The 24,929-nt window shown below is 69.6% G+C and carries 16 protein-coding genes; 8 read left to right on the plus strand and 8 right to left on the minus strand.

Features of this window, described 5'->3' with window-relative positions; genetic code table 11:
• Nucleotides 1–101 precede the first annotated feature (101 nt).
• Both D514_RS22930 and D514_RS22935 read right to left on the minus strand, forming a co-directional pair.
• Complete coding sequence (locus tag D514_RS22930; protein WP_031205483.1) at nt 102–3,014, minus strand: UPF0182 family protein; 2,913 nt, start codon at nt 3,012–3,014, stop codon at nt 102–104.
• 75 nt (nt 3,015–3,089) lie between these two features.
• Nucleotides 3,090–4,181, minus strand: coding sequence for a PDZ domain-containing protein (locus D514_RS22935; RefSeq protein WP_017828615.1), 1,092 nt, complete (start codon nt 4,179–4,181; stop codon nt 3,090–3,092).
• 118 nt (nt 4,182–4,299) lie between these two features.
• On the opposite strand from D514_RS22935, the gene D514_RS22940 reads away from it, so the two are divergent.
• On the plus strand, nt 4,300–5,709 hold the full coding sequence (locus D514_RS22940) for a zinc-dependent metalloprotease (RefSeq protein WP_017828616.1): 1,410 nt from the start codon (nt 4,300–4,302) through the stop codon (nt 5,707–5,709).
• An 839-nt stretch (nt 5,710–6,548) separates the two neighbouring features.
• Here the strand turns inward: D514_RS22940 and D514_RS22945 are convergent.
• Complete coding sequence (locus D514_RS22945; RefSeq protein ID WP_017828618.1) at nt 6,549–8,270, minus strand: ATP-dependent helicase; 1,722 nt, start codon at nt 8,268–8,270, stop codon at nt 6,549–6,551.
• Nucleotides 8,267–9,148, minus strand: a complete 882-nt coding sequence (gene nudC, locus D514_RS22950; protein WP_017828619.1) for an NAD(+) diphosphatase — start codon at nt 9,146–9,148, stop codon at nt 8,267–8,269. The genes D514_RS22945 and nudC overlap by 4 nt, the downstream gene beginning before the upstream one ends.
• Nucleotides 9,149–9,212: 64 nt before the next feature.
• Between nudC and D514_RS22955 the strand changes: the two genes are divergently transcribed.
• A complete protein-coding gene (locus D514_RS22955) occupies nt 9,213–10,574 on the plus strand; it encodes a hypothetical protein (RefSeq protein WP_031205485.1) in 1,362 nt (453 codons plus the stop codon).
• On the opposite strand, the gene D514_RS22960 is transcribed toward D514_RS22955, so the two are convergent.
• Nucleotides 10,520–14,071 carry an ATP-dependent DNA helicase gene (locus tag D514_RS22960; protein WP_236610906.1) on the minus strand — a complete coding sequence of 1,184 codons (3,552 nt, stop codon included), beginning with the start codon at nt 14,069–14,071 and terminating at the stop codon, nt 10,520–10,522. The two genes, D514_RS22955 and D514_RS22960, sit on opposite strands and share 55 nt — an antisense overlap.
• Nucleotides 14,035–17,253, minus strand: coding sequence for an ATP-dependent DNA helicase (locus D514_RS22965; protein WP_031205486.1), 3,219 nt, complete (start codon nt 17,251–17,253; stop codon nt 14,035–14,037). The genes D514_RS22960 and D514_RS22965 overlap by 37 nt, the downstream gene beginning before the upstream one ends.
• Before the next feature lie 171 nt (nt 17,254–17,424).
• Here D514_RS22965 and D514_RS22970 point away from each other — a divergent pair, with 171 nt between their 5' ends.
• Nucleotides 17,425–17,649 (plus strand): DUF3107 domain-containing protein, encoded by a 225-nt coding sequence (locus D514_RS22970; RefSeq protein WP_017828623.1) that lies wholly within the window; start codon nt 17,425–17,427, stop codon nt 17,647–17,649.
• A 7-nt stretch (nt 17,650–17,656) separates the two neighbouring features.
• On the plus strand, nt 17,657–17,944 hold the full coding sequence (locus D514_RS22975; RefSeq protein WP_017828624.1) for a hypothetical protein: 288 nt from the start codon (nt 17,657–17,659) through the stop codon (nt 17,942–17,944).
• A 51-nt stretch (nt 17,945–17,995) separates the two neighbouring features.
• Here D514_RS22975 and D514_RS22980 read toward each other — a convergent pair whose 3' ends face one another.
• A complete protein-coding gene (locus D514_RS22980; protein WP_017828625.1) occupies nt 17,996–18,709 on the minus strand; it encodes a ferritin-like fold-containing protein in 714 nt (237 codons plus the stop codon).
• A gap of 196 nt (nt 18,710–18,905) precedes the next feature.
• Here D514_RS22980 and D514_RS22985 point away from each other — a divergent pair, with 196 nt between their 5' ends.
• A complete protein-coding gene (locus D514_RS22985) occupies nt 18,906–20,426 on the plus strand; it encodes a DEAD/DEAH box helicase (protein ID WP_017828626.1) in 1,521 nt (506 codons plus the stop codon).
• 81 nt (nt 20,427–20,507) lie between these two features.
• Here the strand turns inward: D514_RS22985 and D514_RS22990 are convergent, their stop codons facing one another.
• Nucleotides 20,508–21,380: a PHP domain-containing protein gene (locus tag D514_RS22990; RefSeq protein WP_017828627.1), complete on the minus strand. Its 873-nt coding sequence runs from the start codon at nt 21,378–21,380 to the stop codon at nt 20,508–20,510.
• 100 nt (nt 21,381–21,480) lie between these two features.
• Between D514_RS22990 and D514_RS22995 the strand changes: the two genes are divergently transcribed.
• From D514_RS22995 to D514_RS23005, 3 genes are read left to right on the plus strand one after another with little or no spacing between them, the layout of a single operon-like run.
• The gene (locus D514_RS22995; protein ID WP_017828628.1) at nt 21,481–22,503 is read left to right on the plus strand and encodes an endonuclease/exonuclease/phosphatase family protein; all 1,023 of its coding nucleotides are present in this window, start codon (nt 21,481–21,483) and stop codon (nt 22,501–22,503) included.
• A gap of 36 nt (nt 22,504–22,539) precedes the next feature.
• On the plus strand, nt 22,540–23,961 hold the full coding sequence (locus tag D514_RS23000) for an aminopeptidase P family protein (protein WP_017828629.1): 1,422 nt from the start codon (nt 22,540–22,542) through the stop codon (nt 23,959–23,961).
• A 40-nt stretch (nt 23,962–24,001) separates the two neighbouring features.
• Nucleotides 24,002–24,922 (plus strand): phosphotransferase, encoded by a 921-nt coding sequence (locus tag D514_RS23005; protein WP_017828630.1) that lies wholly within the window; start codon nt 24,002–24,004, stop codon nt 24,920–24,922.
• Nucleotides 24,923–24,929: the final 7 nt, after the last annotated feature.

Below are 24,929 nucleotides of genomic sequence, written 5' to 3' on the forward strand. Positions count from 1 at the left end.
AAGTCAGAGGGCCTTTCGCTTTCCCCGGACGATGCCGGGCGCCACCTCGATACGAGAATGGGCACCCCCTCGGGGGCGCCCATTCCATACGATGCTGCGGATCAGTTGCCCGCTGCGGAGTCCAGCTCGATCAGCTTCTGAACCGCCGCGGTGAGGCGTTCGTCGGCCTCGGCGAACTTCGCGAGGTCTCCAGCCTTCAGCGCGGCCTCACGGTCGAGCAGCGCAGTCTGAGCAGCAGCCAGGGCCTCGGCCTCGGCGCCCGTCGGCTGCGTGGGCTCGGTCGTCGGCACCTCGCCGGTGTCGGGCACCTCGGTGTTCGGATCCGGTTCGACCGTGTCGTCACCGCCGGTGGCACCGGAGTCACCGCCGAAGAGGGTGTCGAGCGCCTCGGTCAGGGTGTTCTCGAAGGCGACGCGATCACCGAAGGCGACCAGCACCTTCTGCAGACGCGGCAGCTGCGTTCCCTCGGACGACTGCACGTAGACGGGCTGCACGTAGAGCAGACCGCCACCGACGGGCAGCGTCAGCAGGTTGCCGTAGATGACCTCGGACTCCCCCTGCTGGAGCAGGTTGAGCTGAGGCACGACCGAGGTGTCCGAGTTGTACGTGTTCTGCACCTGACCGGGACCGGGGACCGTGGTGTCGGTGTCGATCTCGAGCATGCGCAGCTGGCCGTAGCCCTCCGCCTTCACACCCTTCTCCGAGCCGGCATCCGAATCCACGGCGAGGTAGCCCATCAGCACGTCGCGGCTTCCGCCAGCCCCCTGCGAGTTCGGGATGAACGTCGAGAACATCGAGAACCGGGGAGAGTCCTGACCCGGCATCTGCATGGTCAGGTAGTACGGCGGCTGCAGCATCGATTCGCTGCGGGGGTCGTTGGGCGTCTGCCAGCGGTTGTCCTGCTGCGCGAACGATCCGGCCTTGTCGACGTGATACACGCCGAGGATGTCGCGCTGCACCTTGAACAGGTCGGTCGGATAGCGCACGTGGCTCATGAGCTCACCCGACATCTCGCTGATCGGCTTCACCGTCGACGGGTAGACCTTCTGCCAGGTCTTGAGCACCGGGTCCTCGTCGTCCCACGCGTACAGCTTCACCGAACCGTCATAGGCATCGACCGTCGCCTTGACGGAGTTGCGGATGTAGTTGATGTCGTCGATCGCGAGGGTCGGCGAGGGGATGTTGGAGTCGGCGATCGCGTCGGACAGGCTCACGCTCGTCGAGTACGGGTAGGTCTGGCTCGTCGTGTAGCCGTCGACGATCCAGACGATGCGTCCGTCCACCACGCTCGGGTAGGGGTCGCTGTCGAGCTCCAGATACGGTGCCACCTTCTGCACGCGCGTCTTGGGATCGCGGTCGTACAGGATCTGCGAGTCCTCGTTCACGAGGTTCGAGAACAGGATCTGCTCCGACTGGAACTTCAGTGCATAGAGCAGCTTGGTGAACGTGTCGCCGACCTTCGGGCCGCCGTCGCCGTCGAACGTGGTCTTCGTCTCGCTCGAGCCGTCCTTCCCGCGCGGGTAGTCGATCTCCGCGGGCTCCGAGCCCTCGGGAGCGCCGACGATCGAGTACTCGGGCGAGTTCTCGCCGAAGTAGACACGCGGCTCGAAGTTCTCCCGGTCGGACAGGAATCCCGAGGTGGGGATGCCGCGCTCGAGGAACACCGGCTCGCCGTCGGTGGTGCGCTGGTTTCCCGCGGCGGCGACGAGGCCGTAGCCGTGGGTGTAGACCGCGACGCGGTTGTTCCAGTTGTCACCGTCGCCCAGGCCCGACATGTCGAGGTCGCGCACCGACACCACGGTGTCCTGCATCTTCCCGTCGATCTCGTACCGGTCGACGTCCATCGTCTTCTGGAACTGGTAGTACCCGCGGTACTGCTCGAGCTGACGCACCGTCGGCGGGATGACCTTCGGGTCCATGATTCGGGTGGAGGCGGTGGTCTCCGCATCCGCGCGCAGCTGACCCGCCTCGGCGTCGGTCTTGGCGGCGAAGGGCGTGGTCTCGAGGTCTGCGACCCCGTACGCCTCCTTCGTGCCGTCGATGTTCCGCTGGTAGTACTCGGCCTGGTAGGCGTTCTGGTTCGGCTTCACCTGGAAGGTGGTCACCACCCACGGGTATCCGACGCCGACGACGAGCGAGGCCACGATGAGCAGCGCGGTCGCGGCCAGCGGGAAGCGCCAGCGGCCGATGACGGCCGTGACGAAGAAGAGGATCGCCACGACAGCGGCGATGATCGCGAGGATGGCGAGACCGGGGATCGTCGCGTTCACGCCCGTGTACGCCGCACCCGTGATGCGATCGTCGGGCTCGACGAGCGTCTTGTACTGGTCGAGCCACAGGCTCGCCGCCTGCACGAGCAGGTAGAGACCGGCGATGACCGCGAGCTGGATGCGCGCGGGCTTCGAGATGCGCAGCTCACCCTGGCCGATGCGCACCGAGCCGTACAGGTACGACACGAGGGCGGTGACCAGGAGGGAGAGCAGGAGCACGGCGGAGACGAACGCGAGCAGGATCGTGTAGAACGGCATCGCGAACATGTAGAAGCCGGTGTCGATGCCGAACTGCGGGTCGACGTCCGAGGTGGCCACACCGTTGATCCAGAGCCAGACCGTCTTCCACTGGCCCGCGGCCGCGAAGCCGGCGAACAGTCCGAAGAAGATGGGCATACCCCACATCGCCAGGCGACGCAGCGGCTCGATGACCTCCTGGTACCGATCCAGCTGCGAGCTGAGCCGCACGTAGACCGGACGCAGCCGGTAGGCGAGCTGGATGACGACGAACAGCGGAACGGCCATCCCGAGGAAGCCCACCACGAACATCACCGCCGTGGCGATCCACTGCGTCGTGAGGACGCCGGTGAAGCCCACCTGGTCGAACCAGAGGAACTCGGTGTAGAGGGAGGCGAACACGAAGAACACCGCGATCAAGGCGGCGATGATCACCAGGGAGATGCCGAGAATGCGTCGTGAGGTTCGAGGCGTGGCCGGATTCGGAGCTGAAGGCGAGGAGGTCACCCCACCATCCTAGGCATCGCTCACTGTGCGCAGGCTGTCATCCCGATCACAGCGCGGTCACGGTGACCTCTGCGTTCAGCTCCCTGCGAGGTCGCAGGTCGGGAGCGCTGAGACGTCTCCGTCGTCCGCGATGACCTCGAGCGCGGCGAGCGACTCCTCGAGCGTCGCCGTGCGGATGACCTGAAGTCCGTCCGGCACATGTCCGACGACTTCGTCGCAGTTCGCCGCGGGAGCCAGGAAGTACTCGGCCCCGGCGTCTCGCGCGCCGTAGAGCTTCTGACGGATGCCGCCGATCGGACCGACGGTTCCCGCCGCGTCGATGGTTCCGGTGCCGGCGATGTCCTTCCCGCCGTTGAGCTCCCCCTCGGTCAGGGTGTCGATGATGCCGAGCGCGAACATCATCCCGGCGCTGGGTCCGCCGACGTTGTCGAGCTGGATCGTGACGTCGATCTCGAAGTCGTAGTCGGTGCGCAGCGTGATGCCGATGAGCCATGCGGTCGCGTCGCCCTCGGTGCGCTTCTCCGGGGTGACCTCCACCGTCTGCTCGGCGCCGTCGCGCAGCACGGTGAGCTGCACCGGCGCTCCCGCCGCCGCCTGGATCGCCTCCCGCAGCTGCGTGGCCGACGAGACCGGAGTGCCGTCGATCGCGGTGATGACGTCATCGGCTTCGAGGATGCCGTCGGCCGGGGAATCCGCCACGGCCTCGACGACGACGACCTCGGCGCCGGTGTCGTATCCGAGCTCGTTCAACGCGGCCGCCGTCGCCTCGTGCTGGGAGTCGACCATCAGCGTGGCGTTGCGCTCGTCGCGCTGCTCGCTCGTCACCCCCTGGGGGAACACCGAGTCGAGGGGGACGACCGCCTTGGACGAATCCATCCACGCCAGGGCGAGCTCGAACCAGCTGGGTGTGCGCTCGCGGTTACCCACGACCTGCACCGTCGTGAGGTCCAGAGTCCCCGCGGTCTCGAACGTCTCGGCGCCCTCGACGCTGATCAGCGGCACCTGCTCGCCGTCTGCACCCTTCGCGGTACCGAGGGTGTCGTACACCGGCCCCGGTCGCTGGATCACGTAAGGCGACGGAAGGAACGTCAGCACGACCAGCGCGAGGAGCGCGACGATCAGCGCCCAGACTCCGAGTCCGAGCTTCCCAGACCGCGTTCGATCCACTGCATTCCTCCGTCGTTCGCGAGCGGCGTACACCGATCTGCCCGCATCGGGTTCGCGCGCAGAAACCTGTGACTAGCGTAGATGCCACGGCAACAGAAGTGCTGAGAGGGCGAGCGACATGGCAGACAACGACCCGACACCCGAGGACTTCCAGGAGTTCCTGCGGAAGATGCTCTCGAACCAGAGCGGCGGCGACATCGATCCCGAGGCGCTGCGGGGCGCCTTCGAGGGGATGGACGGCTTCACACTCGACCCCGCGATGATGCAGACAATCATGTCGCAGCTGCAGGGCGCCCTCGGCGGCGACCCCTGGGAGAACGCGTTGCGTCAGGCTCTGTTCATCGCCAACCGCGACGGACAGGGCGTGACCGACGGATCGCGCACCTCGCTCGCCGATTCCTTCGCGCTCGCGAACCTGTGGCTCGGCGAGGCGACGACCATCTCGGAGCTCTCCGAGACCCCGACCGCGATGACCAGGGGCGAGTGGGTGGAGAAGACCCTTCCGGTGTGGAAGGAGATCGCCGATCCCGTGTCGACGAGCATCGCTGACGCGCTGACCTCGGCGTTGGACACGCAGGTGCCCGAAGAGATGCGCGGCGTGGTCCAGGGCGCAGGCCGACTGATGAGGGGCCTGGGCGGCTCGGTGTTCGCCGCGCAGTTCGGACAGGTTCTCGGCAACCTCTCACTCGAGGTCGTCTCCGGCGGTGACGTCGGCATCCCGGTGCTGCCCGCAGGCACCGCGGCGATCATCCCGCAGAACCTCACGGCCTTCGGCGAAGGCCTCGAGATCCCTGAAGACCAGATCGCGCTCTACCTGGCCACCCGAGAGCTCGCCTACGCGCGTCTGTACCGGCACGCGAAGTGGTTGCACCTGCACGTCATGGCGCAGATCACCGACTTCGCTCGCGGAGTCACCGTCGACGTGGACGCGCTCGAAGACGTCGCCAGCCGCCTCGATCCCTCGAACCCCGAAGAACTGCGCGCGGCGATCGAGGGCGGTGCGCTCCTACCCGTGCAGAGCGACGCCCAGCGCGAGGCGCTCACCCGCCTCGAGAACCTCATCGCCACGATCGACGGCTGGGTCGACGTCGTGACCGCCCAGGCGACCTCTCGTCTTCCCGATGGTGCGCGCATCGCGGAAGCCGCCCGGCGCCGGCGCGCGGTGGGCGGACCCGCCGAGGACGCTCTCGGTGCCCTCGTGGGCCTCAAGCTCCGTCCACGGCGCATGCGCGAGGCCTCGGCCATGTGGCAGGCGGTGACGGATGCCGTCGGCATCAGCGGGCGAGACTCCCTGTGGGATTATCCGGACCTCATGCCGACTGCCGAGGACATCGACGACCCGAGTGCGCTCGTCGCCCGCCTGCAGGCTGCCGAGCGCGGCGAGCAGCCGGCCGCCGACGAGTTCGACGAGGCCCTCGCCCGTCTGCTCGACGGTGACGACTTCTCGGAGGACGCACCTGCCGAGGACTCGACGAACGACGCGGACGAAGACGGCGACGCCGCCCCGGAAGGCGACAGGCCGGTCTGAGCGCGAAGGTGCGGGCGGGCCGCGGGTTCCGCGGACGCCCGCACCGCTCCTACCCCGTTCGGCGAGCACGGAGAAGTTGTCCACGGATGCCCGGTTCCGGCCCCGCACCGACGGCTTCCTCACCACAATCGGAGAGATGCCGCTGACTCCTCCGCTCCTCACGCGTCTGCACCCGAGCTCTCCCCTGCTCTGGCGCGACGCGCACACGCTCCAGCTCGGCGACGAAGGCGGACTGCGCATCGCTGCTGACGATGCGTGGGTCGAGCCGTTGCTCAGCAGACTGCGCTCCGGTTTCCGGCGCGGGGCGTTCGACGTGATCGCGCACGCGGCCGGCGCGCCACGGGAGGCGGCGCGTACGCTCCTCGCCCGCCTCGATCCGCTGTTGCTCGACGACGCCGACCCGCCACGACCCGCTTGGGTCGAGAGCATCGGGATCGCCGACGGGCGCAGCGAGTACCGCATGCGCGAGGCGCTCACCGACGAAGGCATCGCCCTCATGGAGGTCGGCCGTCGGCCCGGTGTGGGCGTCGTGCTCGTCAACGGCGCAGCCGCCGCGCTGCAGTTCGCCCGCTTCCTGCGCGAGGACATCGCGCACCTGCCGGTGTCTTTCGAACCGGGCCGCGTGACCGTCGGGCCGCTGGTGGTACCCGGGGCCTCGGCCTGCCTCGCCTGTCGCGACGCCCATGCTCGAGACCTCGACCCGGCCTGGCCCCTGCTGCACGCGCAGATGATCGGCCGCGACCCCGGCCCGATCCGCGCGGCGCAGGTCGCCGAGGCCGGGCGGTTGGCGGCCCTGCTCCTCGCAGATCATGAGACCGCCGAAGGGCGCCTGGTGCGCGTCAGCGCGGACGGCTCGCTCGAGTGGCGTTCGGTGTCGTTTCACGAAGAATGCCGGTGCCGCGACCCGTGGTCCCCATCTCAGCCAGGAACCGAGACGGGGAGCGCTCACCCCGCCCCGCTGATCTCGACCAGGACAGCGCCAGCGTTCGCGCGGCGCGCGTGACCCCCACGTAGGCGAGTCGCCGTTCTTCGTCGACCGCCTCGAACGTCGTCGCATACGAGATGGGCAGCGATCCCTCCGCCCATCCGGCAAGATACACGTGCGGCCACTCCAGACCCTTGGCCGCGTGCAGAGTCGAGAGGGTGACGGTGCGCATCGTCGGTTCGTGCTGGTCCTTGGCCCGGGCCATCAGCGCATCGCTGAAGCTGCGCAGGTTCGCATCCGCTCCCGCCTCCTCCGCGAGCCTCAGAATGGCGCGACGCGCCTCCCATCCGCTGCGCTGCGCTCCCCCTGCGGCCGGCGGCTCGTCGGTGAGTCCGAGCTCGCGGAGCACACGCTGCACCCCGGGCAGGAACCCCTGCTCGCTGGGGGCGACCGCGGCGGCCCGCAGGGCGAGGATCGCCTGACGGACCTCCGGCATGGCGAAGAATCGTGTCCCGCCCAGAACGGACGTCGCGATGCCCTCGGCGGCGAGCGCCTGCTGCAGCACAGCGGACTGCGCGTGCGCGCGGTAGAGCACCGCGATCTCCGACGGTGAGGCCCCCGCCTCGATGCGCGCGGAGATCGACGCGGCGATCCCCGCGGCTTCCTCGCCCTCCGTCTCGTAGGCGGTGACGGTCGGCGCGTCCGCGGTGAACTGCTCCCGTGCCGGTACGAGCTCCAGCGCTCCGGGTCGGCCGTGCATCAGAGCGTTCGCCACCGTGAGGATCGGCGGCTGCGAACGGTAGTTTGTCTCCAGACGCACGACGGTGGCGTCCGGATGACGGCGCTCGAACTCGAGCAGGAACCGCTGCTCCGCGCCGGCGAAGGAGTAGATGGTCTGGCTGGCGTCGCCGACCACGCAGATGTCGTGCCGGTCTCCGAGCCACAGCTCCAGCAGGCGGTTCTGCAACGGCGAGACGTCTTGGAACTCATCGACCGTGAAGTGCCGGTACTGCTCGTGGACGGATGCGGCGACGCGCGGCTCCGCCTCCAGCATGCCGGCACAGGCGAGGAGCACGTCTTCGAAGTCGAGCTGGCGACGATCGTCCTTCAACGCCTCGTACCCGCGCATCAGCTCGATCAGCTGCCCCGCGTCGACCCCGCTGATCGGACGGCCGAGCGCTGCGTACTGGTCGATCGACAGCATCGACACCTTGCGCCACTCGATCTCGGAGGCGATGTCGCGAAGCGTCGCGGTGCTGGGACGGAGTCGGATCGCGTCGGCCGCCTGCCCCAGCATCCGCACCTTGTTGTCGATGATGGATGGTGCGGGCGATCCGGCCAGTGTGGGCCAGAAGAAGTTCAGCTGCGCGAGTGCGGTCGCATGGAACGTGCGGGCGGCGACGCCTTCGACACCGAGCGCCCGCAGGCGACCGCGGAGCTCTCCCGCCGCTTTCGCGGTGAAGGTGACCGCCATGACGCGCGAGGGCGAGTATGCGCCGGTGTCGACGCCGTGTGCGATGCGATGCGTGATCACCCGGGTCTTTCCGGTCCCCGCTCCGGCGAGCACGACGACGGGACCACGCAACACGGATGCCGCTGCCCGCTGCCGCTCATCGAGGGCATCGAGTGCGCTCACGCGTGATCCTCGTACCAGTCGACGATCAGCGCACGGGCGATCGACGCCGGCCCTGGAAGCCCCACCGGGCCGTGTCCGGCGAGCGCGGTACCGATCTCGGCACGCGTGAACCAGCGCACCTCGATGATCTCCTCGCCGTCGGCGCGCGCCGCGGACTCGTCGTCGACAACGGCACGGAAGCCGACCATGAGCGATCGCGGGAACGGCCAGGCCTGCGAGGAGACGTACCGCAGGGCGGAAAGACGCACCCCCGATTCCTCCTCGATCTCGCGATACGCGGTCGACTCGAGCGATTCCCCCGCCTCGGTGAAACCCGCGAAGCAGGAGAACATGCGCCCGCCCCAGTTGGCATTGGCGCCGAGCAGGAGCCGCTCGCCGTCTCTGCTCTCGACGGCGACGATCACGGCTGGATCCGTGCGCGGGAAGTGCTGGCGTGCGCACACGAGGCAGCGCCGCGACCATCCGCCCTGTTGCAGCTGGGTCGCCCCACCGCAGCTCGGACAGAACGGCGCGTCGCGAAGCCATCCGGCGAGGGCGATGGCGCCGATCAGGAGCTCGGACTCCTGTCCGTCGATGCGACCGCCGAGATCGCGCAGGCCGAGCCAGATCTCGTCCGGGGCGGTGTCGAGCGCGTCGCTCTCCGGCGGTGCGGCGGCGAGGAGCAGCACGGTGCCGTCGGCATCGCGTCCGAGAAGAGCCCAGCTCGCCTCGACGACCTCGTCCGGGGTGACGCGCAGCAGCGCGGAATCCACGACCCTGACCCGGCCCTCGCGCACGACGATCGCGCGGGTCTCCGGGTCGTTTCGCAGACGATCGAGCACGTCCGGCTCCTCGCGGAGTTCGGCTGCACGATCGAGGGATGGGCGCGGAATGGTCATCGACTCCCTCTCTCACGGGCGTGGCGGAGGCGGGACCGCCCCTGAGCCGACCTACCCTGGGGGCATGGGACGCTCTCCTTTCACTCTAGCCGCGGCAGTGACCGCCGCACTGCCCGGGGCGGAGGTCACGGGTGCGCGCGGTCTGAGCGCGGATGGCGAGGGGCGATTCGACTCCGCCGTCGCCTCGCTGGCCGACGGTCGCGAGCTCGCGATACGCGTCGCGGACGACGACGAGACGGCGCGCGAGCTCGCCGCCGAGGCGATCGCGCTCCGCGCGCTCACCGACGGGGCCCGCGCCATGCTGCCGTTCCGTGTGCCCGCCTACATCGGCGAGACGCGCATCGGCGACGGACGCGCACTCGTCACCGAGCTTCTGCCCGGCTTCCAGATCGAGGCCCCCCTGGTACCGCCGGGACGTGGAGCCGCGCAGTCGATGGGCGCATCGATCGCCGCCGTGCACGGCCTGCCCACCTCGGTCGTCCGCGGGGCGGGGCTCTCCACGCGCACCGCGGAGGAGAGCCGCGCCGAGCTGGAGCGTCTGGTCGACACCGCCGCCGCCACCGGCCGGGTTCCTGCACGCCTCACCGTGCGCTGGCGCGACGCCGTCGCCGACGACTCCCTGTGGCGCTTCGAATCCACCGTGGTTCTCGGGGGTGTGCAGTCGACCTCGTTCCTTTTCGAGGACGACCCGGAGCTCGGCCCCGAGGTCGTCGGCCTCCTCGGCTGGCACGGGCTCTCGGTCGGAGACCCCGCGCTCGACCTCTCCTGGCTCTCGGCAGCACCCGACGCCGCCGCCGACGTGCACGCCGCCTATGCCGGTGCGATCGATCGTGCACCCGACGCCGGCCTCGAGGTGCGCGCTCGCCTGCTCGCCGAGCTCGAGTTCGCCCGCTGGCTGGTGCACGGCGACTCCATGCACCGACCGGACATCGTCGACGACGCCGCCGCGCTGCTCGACGCTCTCGCCGAAGGCCTGCGCACGGACGATCTCAGCATCATCGACGCCCGCACCGCCGGCGTCGACTCCGCGCTGGACGCGCTCGACCGCGTGCCGAGGGGCGCTGTCACCGAGGTGGACACCTCCATGCACACGGATGCCTACAATCCCGAAGAGCTGTGGATCGAGGTTCCGGACGATTCCGACTCGGCGCAGACCGACACGGAATCGGTGGAACCGCTGCGCACGGTCGGCACGGATCGCGATCACGATGACAGCGCCCACCGCACCGAGATGCTGAACGTCGAGACCGAAGACCTGTCGGAGGCGCGGAGCATCTTCGCAGGAACCCACACCACCGATGTCGGCGAGGCGACGCGTACCGCCGCGACGAACGCCGCGGCCGCGTACGACGAAGACGACTCGGACGAGGCTCAGCGCGCGGCGCGTGCGGCGCTCCAGCGCTGGAAGAGCTCCTCCTCCGAGTAGACCCGTTCGCCGCGGATGATCAGGTCGTCGGCGACGTAGTACAGCGCGACGTCGATCTCGTCCAGGGGCACGTCGAAGCGTCGGTGGTATGCGAGACGGTAGAGCGCGAGCTGCAGCATCCGCTCCTCGCGTTCGGCCGCCGTCCGTGGAGCCTTGCCGGTCTTCCAGTCCACGATCTCGATGCGATCGCCGCGGTCTGCTCGTCGGTAGACGGCATCGAGCTTGCAGATGACGATGTGGGCCTCCCCCGCAGCCGTCCCGGAGAGACCTGCGCCGAGGGCGAAGTCGATCTCGATCTCGACGGCGATCGGCTGCAGCCCGCCCCACTCGCTGCGCTCGAACGTCGCCTGCAGAACCGCGAGATCGGCGGCGTCGGCGGGTGCGCTCGGCCCTTCGGCCGCCCCGGGGTCACCGTACGCGGGCGGTGCCGAAGTCTCATCCTCGTCGAGCTCCCAGAGCGCCTCGTCCACGCGGCTACCGACGCCCACGAGCTCGGACCGCTGCTCCACCCAGGCGTGGAAGAGCGTGCCGAGACGGGTCTGCCGATACGGCCGCTCCGGCATGGGCCTGACGATGGAGGACAGAGTGCCGGAGAAGTCGGTGACGTAGTCCTTGAACCGCGATGCCGGCACACGCGTGGGCGCTTCGGCGTCGGTGCCGCGCTGCCGGGCCGCACGCTCGGCCAACAGGCGGGCCAGCTCCACGGAGGGTTCCGCCGTTCCGGCTCGGGCGGAATCCTCGACGGCGGCGGCTGCGGCGGAGACGACTCCTCGTCGAGCCCCGAGCGGGTCGAGCGGCCAGCCCAGGGTGGCACCAGGGCCGTCATAGGGGTTGTCGTCGGGGTCGACCGCCTCGATGGGCTCGAGACCCTGCACATCGATGGCCTCGACGAGATAGGGACTCGGCGTGCGTGGAGACTTCTGCCCTGCCCAGTGCGCACCGCTGAGGAGCAGATCGGTGCGCGCACGGGTGACCGCGACGTAGGCGAGACGCCGCTCCTCCTGCTGTTGATACGCCCTGTACGCATCCTTGAAGCGCTTGATCGCGCCACCCTGCGGATTCGCCTTCGTCGCACCGCCGGACAGCGATGCCTGTGCGAGTCTCTGCCTCTTGACGGGGTCTGTCTCGTCGCCCATCGCCTCGACCGGATCCCACTCGAATCGGGGAAGCGCATCTCTGTCGCCGCGGAGAGCGAACGGGACGACCCCGAATCCGAACCAGCCGGAGGTGTCGGAGACCCGACTGGGGAGTTCGTCGACCACCAGCCGCACCACGGCGACGGCATCCCACTCCAACCCCTTCGACCCGTGAATCGTCAGCAACTGCACGACACCGGCCTCGGGCGGCTCCGGCCGCGGCATCAGCTCGTCGGTGCTCTCGGCCTTGTCGAGCCAGGCCAGCAGGCTCCCGATGCTTCCCCGATCGTCCGCGGCCAAGAAGGCGCGGACCTCGTCTGCGAAGGCACGCAGTTGCGTCGCGGCGATGCGGGCGGGCCCTCTGGTCTCGTTCGCGGCCAGCTCGATGTCGAGGCGCAGTTCGAGTTCGATCAGGCGGATCAGCTCGGGGATCGGCTGCGAGGATGCGCGGCGGAGGCGCTCCAGCATCTCCCCGGCCGCGCGCACCCGAGCCCTGCCGTCGGGGGTGATCGCCTCGAGGAGCCGGTAGTCGTCACGCACCGCCCGCACCACGTCGACCGCGTCGATGATCGACACCGCCTCGTCGGCTCCGCGCGAGGAGCGCAGCCGCGCACGCACCTCCTCGGGCAGCGGTGCCATCGCGGGATCGCGCTCCGACAGCGTGCGACCGAGGTCGTAGAGCGCGGCCATGTCGGCCACTCCGACTCCGAAACGCGGTCCGGTGAGAAGGCGGATGAGTGCCGACCCCGCGGTGGGGTCGTATACGACACGGAGCGTGGAGACGACATCCACCACCTCCGGGGTCGCCAACAGCCCGCCGAGACCGAGGATGCGGTGCGGGATGCCCCGCGCCGCGAGCGCCGCGGCGAAGGTCTGCATGTGCCGCTTCGAACGGAACAGGATCGCTCCCGTGTGCGCCTTACCGCCCTGTGCCTCGCCGGCGGTGCGGGCTTCGTGCGCGGCCCGGCGCTCGGCGAACCACTCCGCGACGACCGACGCCTCCTCATCGACCGTGAACGGGAACTCCACCGTCACGGTGCCCTCTCCCGCGCCCGGACGCGGTTCCAGCGGCGGCACGTCGAGCCCCGGGCACTGGAGCGGTTCGAGCACGCGGTTGGCGATCCCGAGGATGCCGCGGTCGTTGCGCCAGCTCGTCATGAGGCTGTAGGTCTGCGCCGAGCCGGTGCGGGAGAACGTGCCTGAGAAGGCGTAGAGGTTGTCGGCGCTGGCTCCGCGCCAGCCGTAGATCGACTGGTGCGGGTCGCCGACGGCCATCACCGCGGTGTCGCGGAACAGTTCCGCGAGGAACCGGGTCTGGATGACCGATGTGTCCTGATACTCGTCGAGGAGCACGACACGGTGCTGCTCACGAAGCTCGTCGCGGACGTCGGGAGCGGACTCGACGATGTCGTAGGCACCGCCCACCTGGTCGGCGAAGTCGAGCACACCGCGGCGCTGCTTCTCGGCGATGTAGTCGCGCACGAGGCGCGACAGCGTCGGCAGACTGAGGAGGTTGACCGCCGCCTTCTCGACATCGCCGTTGCCGCGATACGGCTCGAAGGCGAGGGCCTGATCCCGCGCGATACGCTCAGCGAGATCGAGGTCGACACGGTGGTCGAGGGCGTCGCCGGCAAGCCTCTGCACGGCATCGATGACCGTGCCGAGGGCGAATTCGATGTTCTCCAGCTCGGGGAGGTCGCTGCGGAGCACGACTTCACGGGCCAGCATCCAGGACGCTGCCTGGCTGAGCATCGCCACGTCGGGATCCCGTCCGATGCGCGCGGCGTGTTCGCGCACGATCCCGTCGGCGAAGGCGTTGTACGTCGAGACACGCGGTCGGATCATCAGCTCTTCCGCGGCACGCGGGGTCGTCGGATCCCACCCGGTTCCCCGGTGCGCGGCGATCTCATCGAGCACGTGTGCGCGCACCAGCTCGCGCTGACGGCCGGGCGCAGCCTCCTCGACCCTGCGCAGTGATCCGTCGGCGACGATCTCCGCCAGATGCGGGAGCAGGCCGCGGCGACCGTACTCGTCGATGACCGCGAGACGATGACCGATCCGCTCCGCGAGCTCGCCTGCGGCCTTGCGCGTGAAGGTGAGACCGAGGATCTCGTCGCGGCGCACGTGCCCGTTGGCGACGAGCCACACCACACGGCCCGACATCGTCTCGGTCTTGCCGCTGCCCGCACCCGCGACCACGAGAGCAGGCTCAGGCGGCGCCTCGATCACGCGTTGCTGGGCCGGCGTCGGCGACGGCTGCCCCAGTGCGGTGGCGATGTCGGTGGCCGAGATCCCCTCACCCTGTTCCGCCCTGCTCCACCCCGTCACGAGCTCACCGCCGGCACCGTGTGGATACGGCACGGATGCACCCGACGCTGCGTGTCGGCGCAGTGCGACTCGACCTGAGCGGTGAAGCTCGACGCCGACATGCCGCGGGCCGCATCCGCGACGCGCAGCAGGAAGGCCGAGCGCGACTCGTCGTCCAACGTGTGCTGATGGGCGATGCGGTAGTCACTCTTGGCGAGGGTCTTGGAGACGATCACGAGCCGTGCTCCCGCCAGTGACGACGGCGGAGCACCCTCGACCAGCCCCTGCTGCACGGCGACCTGATAAGCGGCCAACTGCGCATGCGCGAGCACGCCCGAGTCGGATTCGGGATCGTTCTTGCCCGTCTTCAGATCCACCACGACCGTCGGCCCCTCCGGACCTCCCGACATCCGCTCCCAGCCGCGACCTCGCGCCGCGGGGTGCTCGCCCGCACCGGGCGGGTAGGCCTCCACACGATCGATGTAGCCGTGGATGATCGCTTGATTCGCCCGGTCCTCCCCCACCTCGTGGACGGTGGGCACGGCGTCATCGGCCGACTCCGCCACGTCGACGGCGAAGCGGAACTCGACCTCGCTGCCGATCACGCGCCCACCCTCGCGGCGCACATCACCCAGGTACGTGTGCAGCCGATCGACGAGCAGGTCGGCGCGACGGCGCTCCTTGCGCCCGATCCACTCGGTCTCGAAATCGAGCTCCGGCCAGTGCTCGGCCACGATCGCGCGCATCTTCTCGAGATCTCCCTCGGGAACGCGCTCCATCGCCTCGTGCACGATCGTCCCGATGCCGGCTGTGGGCGGCATCACCGTGTCACCGCCGAGAGCCGAGACCACCCAGTTGAGACCGCATTCCTCATACGACTCCATCTTCGAGGGTGAGACCCGCGCCCCTGTGACAGCGAGATCGCGCAGCGGCGCCGCGGTCGAAGGAGGGGTCATCCCGTACCAGTCCACCGGATCCGCCCCCGGTACGCCCTCACGCGCGAGGACGGCGAGCTGCGCCGCGGCGGCCCGCCGCACCGGTTCGGCCGACACCGTGGTGAGGGTGCGCCGGTGGCGTGCGACGAGTCCGCGCAAGGTGAGCGGGTGCTCCGCCGACGCATGCCGCTCGGGAGGCTCTGGGGCGGGTAGGAAGCCGAAGAACGGACTGGGTGTCAGGTCGTCGTCGTCCACCGCCGTGATCAGGAGACGGTCGCGCGCACGCGACACGGCGCGCACGAACAGCCGGAGCTCGTCGTGCAGCGCCGCACGTCGACGATCTAGGGCTCCCGGAGGCTCGATGACGGTCCCCGTGCGCGCAGCCTGGATCGCGTCGGGCAGGCGCCAGGTCTGCAGCAGACCGCCGCGCAGACGCACGTTCGGCCAGATGCCGTCCTGCACACCGGCGACCACGACCGCGTCGAACTCCGTCCCCAGAGCGGTGGCGGGGGTCAGCAGCGTGACCTTGCCCGGTCGGTCGGGTGTCGACAGCGAATCCTCGGGCACCTCGCTGTCGAGGATGTCCCGCACGAACACCTCGGGCTTCTCGTTCGGTGTGCGCTCGACGAAGCGCTTCGCCGCGTCGAACAGGGAGACCAGCGCATCGAGAGAACGGGCCGTCTCCGCACCCGTCGGCAGCAACGAGATCTCGCGCCAGGCGATCTGCAGACGCCTGCCGTCGACAGCCCTGGCCTGATCCCACACCCGCCAGAGCAGGTCGTGGATCGTCTCGCCCGCCGCCGCGCCACGGGCCAGCGCCTCGATCACCAGCGCGAAACGCTCGGCCGTGCGCGACTCCGGAGCGTCGATGAGGGTGAGGTCCGCCGGATTCGCCATGGCCCGCCGCAGCAGCTCGCGCGCCGGCGTCGATCCCCCCTGTTCGAGTTCGACGTGGCGGAGTCGGGCACGCAGCCGGCGCAGGCCGATCGCGTCCATCCCTCCGAACGGGGTGCGCAGCGCCTCCTCGAGTGCTTCCGACGTGCGCTCCTGGACCGGGGTGAGCGCCAGACGCACGATGCCCACGATGTCGCGCACGATGCCCTCGCTGCCGAGCGGACGTTGCACACCGGCTGCACGCGTCGGGATCTCCCTCGCGGCGAGTTCGGTCTCCAGCGTCGTCACCTGCCGCGTGTCATGGGCGATGACCGCCATGCGATCCCACCGGATGCCGTCGGAGAGGTGCCACTCGCGCATCACTCCGGCTATGCGATCGAGTTCTTCATAGGGAGAAGGGGCCACGAACGTCGAGACCCCGGCGTCGACCTCTTCGGCCGTCACGGGCACCGGGGCGCGCCGATGCTCGACCCGGCCGGACACGCCGATCGCCTGGGTCACCGTGCGGGTGAGCGCGGTGAGCGCCGGACGCTGGCGGTGCGGCCCGTCGAGCACGTGCACCTCTCCCAGCACCCCGGCCAGCTGTGCGAACAGCTCGGGGCTCGCTCCGCGGAACGAGCCGGAGGAGATGTCGGGATCGCCGAAGGCCAGCACGGCGATCCCCCGGCTGCGCAGGGCCTTCACGACGGCGATACCCCCACGCGTGAGCTCCTGCGCGTCATCGATGAGCACCACGCGCAGAGGCGCGAGCGGGCCGAGAGCGGCCGTCTCGGCCGTGCGCAGGATGGTGCTCGCCTCGCTCAGCAGGTCGGCGGCGTCTCGGTGAGCCGACCGGAGCGCGTCGAGCACCGCGCGGTACTCCAGGAGGAACTCCGCCGTCGCCGCCCACACCTCGTTGCCCGATGCTCGCAGCTCCGCGGCGTCGACACCGATCTCCGTGCACTCGGCGAGGAATGCGCGCAGCTCCGAGCGGAACCCCTTCGACGCCCGCACTGAAGGGCTCAGCGCATCCGGCCACAGGATGCGTCCGTCTTCCGCATCGCCGCTGAGCAGCTCGGCGATGATTCTGTCCTGGTCGGCACCGGTCAGCAGCGCCGGCGGCTCCGCTCCCTCTCTCACCATTGCTCCACGCACCAGCTGGAAGGCGAAGGAGCCGAGCGACCGGGCCAGTGGTCCCGGCGTCGCCTGGCCGATGCGCACGCCGATCCGGTCGCGCAGGGCGGTCGCCGCCTGACGGTTCGGCGTGAGCGCGAGCACCTGCTCCGGGCGGAGCGCCTCGGCGTCGAGCAGGTGCACGACCCGGTCGATCAGGGTACGCGTCTTGCCGGTTCCCGGGGCGCCGATGATGACTCCGGATGCCGTCGGCTCCGCGGCGATCACAGCGCGCTGAGCAGTATCCGGTGTCATGCCTCCACGCTATCCGGACGCGCGGACATCGCCGTCCGCACCCGCCACGCTCACGCGCGTGACCGCGGCCCGTCCTCCTGTGCGCTCACGGCGAAACCCGGCGCCACGGCCGATCCCGCCCCGTGCTCGCGGGGTAGAGTTGGCGCAGTCCCCGAACTTCAAGGAGCACGCGTGGAAATCCGCATCGGCATCATCAACACCGGCCGTGAACTGAGCTTCGACACCGGCGCAAGCGCGGAAGAAGTCCGCACCCAGGTCGCCGCGGCGCTCGAGCAGAGCGCATCGCACGTGAGCTTCGCCGATGTGAAGGGCAACTCCTACATCGTCCCGACCGCGAACCTCGCCTACATCGAACTGGGCACCGAGGAATCGCGCCGCGTCGGCTTCGTCGCCTGACCCGACGATGTACATCCTCCTCGCACTCATCGGCGCGTGCGCTCTGGGAATCGCCGCGCACTTCCTGATCGGTGACCGTGAGCTGCGCGGCGTCGCACTGACTCCGTCGATCGCGACCGCCGTCTCGGCGATCACGTACACGGCTCTGCAATGGGCGGGCGTCGGCGAGGACAGCATCTGGCTGTGGCTCGCGAGCGTGCTAGGAGCACCCATCGTCGCGGCGCTGGCAACCGTGGCCCTCACCAGGCTCCGCAAGCGCTCCGACGCTCAGAACCGGGCAGCGCTCGGCATCTGACCCGCCGGGCTCCGCCTGCGAACGGACGAGGCGGATCGAGCGAAACGTCGACTAGGACGCGAGCCCCATCGCGTCCATGCGCCGGGCGTGCGCGCCCATGAGCTCGGTGTACACGGGCTCGATGCGCTCCTCGTCGACGTCGAGGCGCTCCGGTCGCAGCGCGGAGCGGCACACGAGGATCGTGTCGCCGACCAGACGGCGAGCCCACATCGACAGCAGTGAACGCCACTCCTCGTCGCTCTCGATGGTCTCCTGGACGATGGCGACGATCTCGTGCCGAGCGTCGTCCTCACGAAGGATCTCCGCCACGCGACGCCCGGTGTCCCCGTAGCTGGAGGCCAGCGCGAGGTAGAAGTCGTCGAGCATCCCGGCGGTGATGTACACCGCCAGCAGTGTCTCCCGGGGGCGCGCGCCGATGGTCTTGCGACGGAAGGCGTCGAGGTTCTCCCGGAACGGGAGCATCAGCTGCGTCGGGTCGTCCCCGCGCTCGGCGATGAGGTCGACGATCCCCCGGTGCTTGGTCAGAGCGGCTCCGGCGGCACGCGAGAGCGACTCCTTCTCGGAGAGCTCGGGCGTGGCGCGGATGAGGCGCGTCAGCGTCTCGAAGTAGCCCAGCTGCAGGTAGGCGGCCTGACCGAGGAAGCGGTTGAGCTCGGGGGCGAGTTCGGCGAAGTCGATGCGCGTCGCATCCCCCTGATCGCCTCTGCTGCGCAGGGCCAGAGTGCGTCGCGGCGCGTCGTCGCGCTGCCAGAACCACTTAACCACGAGGTCGTCCTCCCGAGTCCACCACGTCGTTCACAATACTCGTGCCGGACCCTCCTTCCTGGCCGGTACCACCCCTCGGGTAGGCTGGGCGTGTCCCCGCCGTCGGAGCGGGGCCCCGCGCCTGTGGCACAAGAGACGGCGTGGATCCGTTAACGTGGCGATCCCACAGGGTCGCCGGACAGGCAATCTGAATAAAGTGACAACTTTCGCCGATCTCGGCATCGACCAGGACATCGTCGACGCACTCGCCGCCAAGGGCATCGTCGACGCGTTCCCCATCCAGGAGCAGACCATCCCCCTCGGCCTTCCCGGCCAGGACATCATCGGTCAGGCCAAGACGGGAACCGGCAAGACCTTCGGCTTCGGCATCCCTGTCGTCCAGCGCCTCGGCAAGGACCCGGAGCACGGGGTCAAGGCGCTCATCGTCGTCCCCACGCGCGAGCTCGCGGTGCAGGTGTACGAGGACATCGACCTTCTCACCAGCAACCGCTCGACCAGCGTCGTGGCGATCTACGGCGGCAAGGCGTACGAGGGGCAGATCGACCAGCTCAAGGCGGGCGCGCAGATCGTCGTCGGCACGCCGGGGCGACTGATCGACCTCGCGGGCCAGCGCCTGCTCGACCTCTCGAACGCGACCGAGGTCGTGCTGGACGAGGCCGACAAGATGCTCGACCTCGGCTTCCTCGCCGACATCGAGAAGATCTTCCAGAAGGTTCCGGCCGTCCGCCACACGCAGCTGTTCTCTGCGACCATGCCCGGGCCGATCGTGGCCCTCGCACGTCGCTTCATGACGAACCCGATCCACATCCGCGCGAGCGACCCCGACGAGGGGCTCACGCAGGCGAACATCAAGCACCTCGTGTACCGCGCGCACTCGATGGACAAGGACGAGGTCATCGCCCGCATCCTGCAGGCCGAGGGCCGCGGCAAGACCGTCATCTTCACGCGCACCAAGCGCGCGGCGCAGCGCCTCGTCGACGAGCTGGGCGACCGCGGCTTCAACGTCGGCGGCGTGCACGGCGACATGGGCCAGGACCAGCGTGAGCGTTCGATGGCCGCTTTCAAGGCGGGCAAGCGCGATGTCCTCGTGGCCACCGATGTGGCCGCCCGAGGCATCGACGTGGACGATGTCACGCACGTCATCAACCACACGATCCCCGACGAGGACAAGACCTACCTGCACCGCGCCGGCCGCACGGGCCGCGCGGGCAAGACCGGCATCGCGGTCACCTTCGTCGACTGGGAGGACCTGCACAAGTGGGCCCTGATCAACCGGGCGCTCGAGTTCGGCCAGCCGGAGCCCATCGAGACCTACTCGTCGAGCCCGCACCTGTACGAGGACCTCAACATCCCCCAGGGCACCAAGGGCCGCCTGGTGTCGGCACCCAAGACCGAGTCCGTCAAGACCGAGCGCACCCGTCGCCCGGAGCGCGCGGCCGATGCTGCTGCCGAGGGCACCGACGAGAGCGGCACGCGTCGTCGCCGTCGCCGTCGCAACAGCACGACCCCGGTCGGATCGACCTTCACCGAGGGTGCGACGGAGCCGGCATCGGGCGAGGGACAGTCCGCGCCCTCAGCCGATCGCGGTGCCGAGGGAGCGGGTACGCATGACGGCGCCGGCAAGGAGCACCATGACGGCAAGCCGGCCCCGGCACGTCGTCGCCGCCGCCGCCGCGGCGGTTCCGGCGCAGGCGCGGCTCCCGTCACCGGCGCCTGAGCTTCGACCGAAAGGGCGCATGCTTCCGGTTCACACCGGCGTATGCGCCCTTTCCCGTGCGCGCGCGGGGCGGCGCGATGGTCAGGGAACGCGCGGGGCGGTGCCGGTGCCGTGCGCCAGGAGCCTGGCGACCATCTCTTCGGCTGTGGTGTTCTCGCCGGGACGGTTCGGCTTGCCGGTGCCGTGATAGTCGCTGGAGCCGGTGACGATGAGGTCGTGCTTCGCGGCGATCTCGCGCAGCATCCTCTTACCCGACTCCGTGTTCTCGCGATGCTCGATCTCGAACCCGCCGAGGCCGGCGTCGATGAGCCGCTCGATGAACGGCACCGGCATCATGCGGTCGCGGCCCGCTGTCACCGGGTGGGCGATGATCGCCACTCCCCCGGCCTCGGTGATCAAGCGCACCGCGGTGATCGGATCGGGCGCGTAGTGCGGCTCGTAGTACCCCTCCCGCGGATGCAGGATGCCCTCGAACGCCTCCGTCCGATCCCGTACGATCCCCCGCGCGACGAGAGCATCGGCGATGTGAGGGCGGCCGACCGTCGCGTCGAGCGTCGTCTGCGCCACCACATCATCCCAGTGCAGGTCGTAGTCGCGCCCGATGTTGCGCACGATGCGCTCGGCACGACCGATCCGGTCCCCCCTGATGCGATCGGTCTCGGCGCGCAAGGCCTCGTCCTGCGGATCGAAGAGGTAGCCGAGCACGTGCACGCTGCGCCATTCGTGCTTCGCGGAGAGCTCCATCCCCGGGATGAAGGTCATCCCGAGGGCGACGGCGGCATCTCCCGCCTCGCCCCATCCGGTGGAACGGTCATGATCGGTGAGCGCGAGCGTGCGCACCCCGTGCGCGTGCGCCTGGGCGACCACCTCGGCGGGCGACTCCGTGCCATCGGAATGGTTGGAGTGCAGGTGCAGGTCGGCGGGACCGGCGAACCCGTGGGACGAAGTGGCCATCCTCCGAGCGTACCGAGCGTCGCCCGGTGCAGGCGCAGAGGCGCACGGAGGCGGATGCCGAGGCAGGGACTTCACAGGCGGCGCTCCTAGGCTGGAGGAGATGTTTCGTCTCCTGGGGATCCTGTTCACCGTGCTGCTCGCGATCGCGACGGCGATCGTCGTGTGGCCGCAGTTCTTCCGTCTCGAGCAGACCTACCCGTTCGCGCAGCTCGTGTCGGCGCGCGGCCTCGTGCTCGGCGGATTCCTCGTGGTCGCGGTCCTCGCGCTCCTGCTGCTGTTCGCCCGCCCGCTGCGCGGATTCGCCGCGTCCGTGCTGATCGTCGCACTGCTCGGTGCCGGCGCGACGGCCGCCATCGGCGCCACGCGCGGCTTCGGCGGCTCCGACCTCCCGGAGAAGACCGAGGGCAGCGTCAGGGTGCTCACCTGGAACACGGCGGGTGAAGCCGTGCCGGCCGAGGTGATCGCGCAGCGGATCCTCGATCAGGGTGCCGACATCGTCGCCCTCCCGGAGACCACCGAGGCCGTCGGCGAGCGCATCGCGATCATGCTCCGGGAGCAGGGCCATCCGATGTGGGTACACCACGTGCAGTTCCGCCCCGATGTGCAGGACGGTCCGCAGTCATGGCAGACCACCGTGTTGGTCGCGCCCGACCTCGGGGAGTACTCCGTGATCGAGTCGGCGAAGGACGGCACGAGCAACACCGGCTCGGTGCCCAGCGTCGTGCTGATGCCGATCGACGGCTCCGGCCCCACCATCGTCGCCGTGCACGCGGTGGCCCCGCGCATGGAGGAGATGCAGCAGTGGCGCAGCGACCTGCAGTGGATCGCCGACCAGTGCCCCCAGGGCGACTTCATCCTGGCCGGCGACTTCAACGCGACGATCGACCATATGGCTCCGCTCGGCGTGGAAGGCGGCGACATCGGCTACTGCCGCGATGTCGCTTCCCGCACCGGCAACGGACTCACCGGCACCTGGCCGAGTTCTCTGCCCGCGCTGGCGGGCGCGCCGATCGATCATGTGATGGCATCGCAGAACTGGTCTCCGACGGGATCCGTCGTGCTCGATGACGCCGGGGGGAGCGACCACCGCGCCCTGGTCGTGCAGCTGGAGCCCGTCGGCTGATTCCCGCGCCAGCCCGCCAGGTGACAGACTGGAGGGATGAGCACTGGAGAGCGCGACACGATCGCAGAGCCCGCCGTCGAAGCGTCTGTCGAGAACGGCACCACCAACCGCAAGCAGCCCTTTCCTCAGGGCTTCCTCGACACCATCTCCACCGGTTGGGCCGAGCGTCCCGAGACGCTCCCCTCGCCGCGCGCACAGGCTCCGTACGCCGCGATGCGGCGCGCAGCCGTCTCCGCGGCTTTCCCCGGCAAGCGTCTCGTGATCCCCGCCGGCTCGCTCAAGCAGCGCAGCAACGACACCGATTACGTCTTCCGCGCGCACTCGGCCTTCGCGCACCTCACCGGCTGGGCATCGGATGCCGAGCCCGACTCGGTGCTCGTCTTCGCCCCGACCGCGGGTGGTCATGACATCACGCTCTTCTTCCGAGAGCGCGCCGACCGCACGACGACGGAGTTCTACGCCGACGCCACGGTCGGAGAGTTCTGGATCGGTCCGCGCCCGTCCCTCGCCGGCGTCGCAGCAGACCTCGAGATCGCGACCGCGCACCTGGACGAGTTCGAAGCCGTCGAGGGCGAGCTCGTGCTCGACGAAGACGAGACCCTCACACGATTCGTGTCGGAGCTGCGCCTCGTCAAGGACGAGTTCGAGATCGCCGAGATGCGCCGTGCCGTCGAGATCACCGCGAAGGGCTTCGACGACATCATCCGCGAGCTTCCCGCGGCGACGGCGCATGCACGGGGCGAGCGTGTCGTCGAGGGTGTCTTCCACCGCCGTGCGCGTGAAGACGGCAACGGCGAGGGGTACGACACGATCGCCGCCTCCGGCCCGCACGCCTGCTACCTGCACTGGACACGCAACGACGGCACCGTGGTCCCCGGCGATCTGATCCTGGTGGATGCGGGTGTCGAGGCCGACAGCCTGTACACCGCCGACATCACCCGCACGCTGCCCGTCTCCGGTACGTTCACCGAGGTGCAGCGACGGGTCTACGAGACGGTGCGCGAGGCCGCAGACGCCGCGTTCGCCGCCGCCCGGGTCGGAGTGCGCTTCCGCGACGTGCACGGCGCCGCTATGAAGGTCATCGCCGAGCGCACGGCCGAGTGGGGCCTGCTGCCCGTCACCGCCGAAGAGGCCCTGGACGCCGACAAGGGCGGCCAGCACCGTCGGTACATGGTGCACGGCACCTCGCACCACCTCGGCATCGATGTGCACGACTGCGCCCAGGCCCGTCGCGAGATGTACTACGACGGCATCCTCGCACCGGGCATGGTCTTCACGATCGAGCCCGGACTGTACTTCCAGATCGACGACCTCACGGTGCCGGCCGAGCTCCGCGGCATCGGCGTGCGCATCGAGGACGACATCGTGATGACCGAAGACGGCCCCGTGAACCTCTCGGCCGGCATCCCCCGCACCGCCGACGAGGTCGAGGCCTGGATCGCGCGACTGCAGAGCTGACGCCGATGGGCAAACAGGGGCGGACTCGGCCGTTCTGACGATGCACGACGCTGCGTACACGGTCGATCTCGCGCTCGCGCGCGAGTTGATCGCCGTGTCGTTCCCCGAACACGGCGATGCGGTGCTCCGCCCCATCTCCACCATCGGGACGGTGAACACGATCGTCCGTGTCGGGAAGGATCTGGTCGCCCGCTTCCCTCTCCTCCCCGTCGCACGGGCGGAGGCGGAGGCGGAGGCGGAGGCGGAGGCCGCGTCGATGACCGCGCTCGCGGTGAGCAGCCCCTTCCCGGCACCGCTGCCTCGCGGCGTGGCCGACGGCAGCGCAGCCTTCCCCTCGGCCTGGTCGCTGCAGACCTGGCTCACCGGCGAGACCGCCGGCTCCACCGCGCAAGCGGCATCCGCGTCGCTGGCGGAGGACCTGGTGACGCTGATCCGGGGGCTGCGGGCGACCGAGGTCGAGGATCGGGTCTTCGACGGCCGTGGCCGCGGAGGTACTCTCACCGACCATGACGAATGGGTGGCCGAGTGCCTGCACAGGAGCGGGCATCTTCTCGACACCGACCGCGCCACCCGACTCTGGACGGCGCTGCGTTCCCTGCCATCGGACGGCCCGGACGTGATGAGTCATCGCGACCTCACGCCGTTCAATCTTCTGGTCAGGGAAACCGACGGCGTCACCCGTCTGGTGGGAGTTCTCGACGGCGGTGGCTTCGGTCCCGCCGATCGGGCGCTCGACCTGGTCAGCGCCTGGCATCTGTTCGACGCTCCCGCCCGCGCTGTGCTGCGCGACGGAGTGGGGGTGAGCGACACCGAGTGGCTGCGAGGCGCGGCGTGGGCCTTCCAGCAGGCGATCGGGCTCGGCTGGTACTACGAGCAGTCCAATCCCCCGATGAGCACGCTGGGGCTCACGACGCTGCGGCGCCTGCTCGACGACCAGGAGCTGGCGACGCTGGAGCGGTGACGTCGGC

The sequence above is a fragment of the Microbacterium sp. UCD-TDU genome (assembly GCF_000340625.1).
GTDB lineage: Bacteria > Actinomycetota > Actinomycetes > Actinomycetales > Microbacteriaceae > Microbacterium > Microbacterium maritypicum.

What these genes read in the sequence shown, in the direction of transcription:
- D514_RS22940 (WP_017828616.1), top strand. Translation starts at nt 4,300, where the DNA reads ATGGCAGACAACGACCCGACACCCGAGGACTTCCAGGAGTTCCTGCGG.
- nudC (WP_017828619.1), bottom strand. Translation starts at nt 9,148, where the DNA reads ATGACCATTCCGCGCCCATCCCTCGATCGTGCAGCCGAACTCCGCGAG.
- D514_RS22955 (WP_031205485.1), top strand. Translation starts at nt 9,213, where the DNA reads ATGGGACGCTCTCCTTTCACTCTAGCCGCGGCAGTGACCGCCGCACTG.
- D514_RS22965 (WP_031205486.1), bottom strand. Translation starts at nt 17,253, where the DNA reads ATGACACCGGATACTGCTCAGCGCGCTGTGATCGCCGCGGAGCCGACG.
- D514_RS22975 (WP_017828624.1), top strand. Translation starts at nt 17,657, where the DNA reads ATGTACATCCTCCTCGCACTCATCGGCGCGTGCGCTCTGGGAATCGCC.
- D514_RS22990 (WP_017828627.1), bottom strand. Translation starts at nt 21,380, where the DNA reads ATGGCCACTTCGTCCCACGGGTTCGCCGGTCCCGCCGACCTGCACCTG.
- D514_RS22995 (WP_017828628.1), top strand. Translation starts at nt 21,481, where the DNA reads ATGTTTCGTCTCCTGGGGATCCTGTTCACCGTGCTGCTCGCGATCGCG.
- D514_RS23000 (WP_017828629.1), top strand. Translation starts at nt 22,540, where the DNA reads ATGAGCACTGGAGAGCGCGACACGATCGCAGAGCCCGCCGTCGAAGCG.
- D514_RS23005 (WP_017828630.1), top strand. Translation starts at nt 24,002, where the DNA reads ATGCACGACGCTGCGTACACGGTCGATCTCGCGCTCGCGCGCGAGTTG.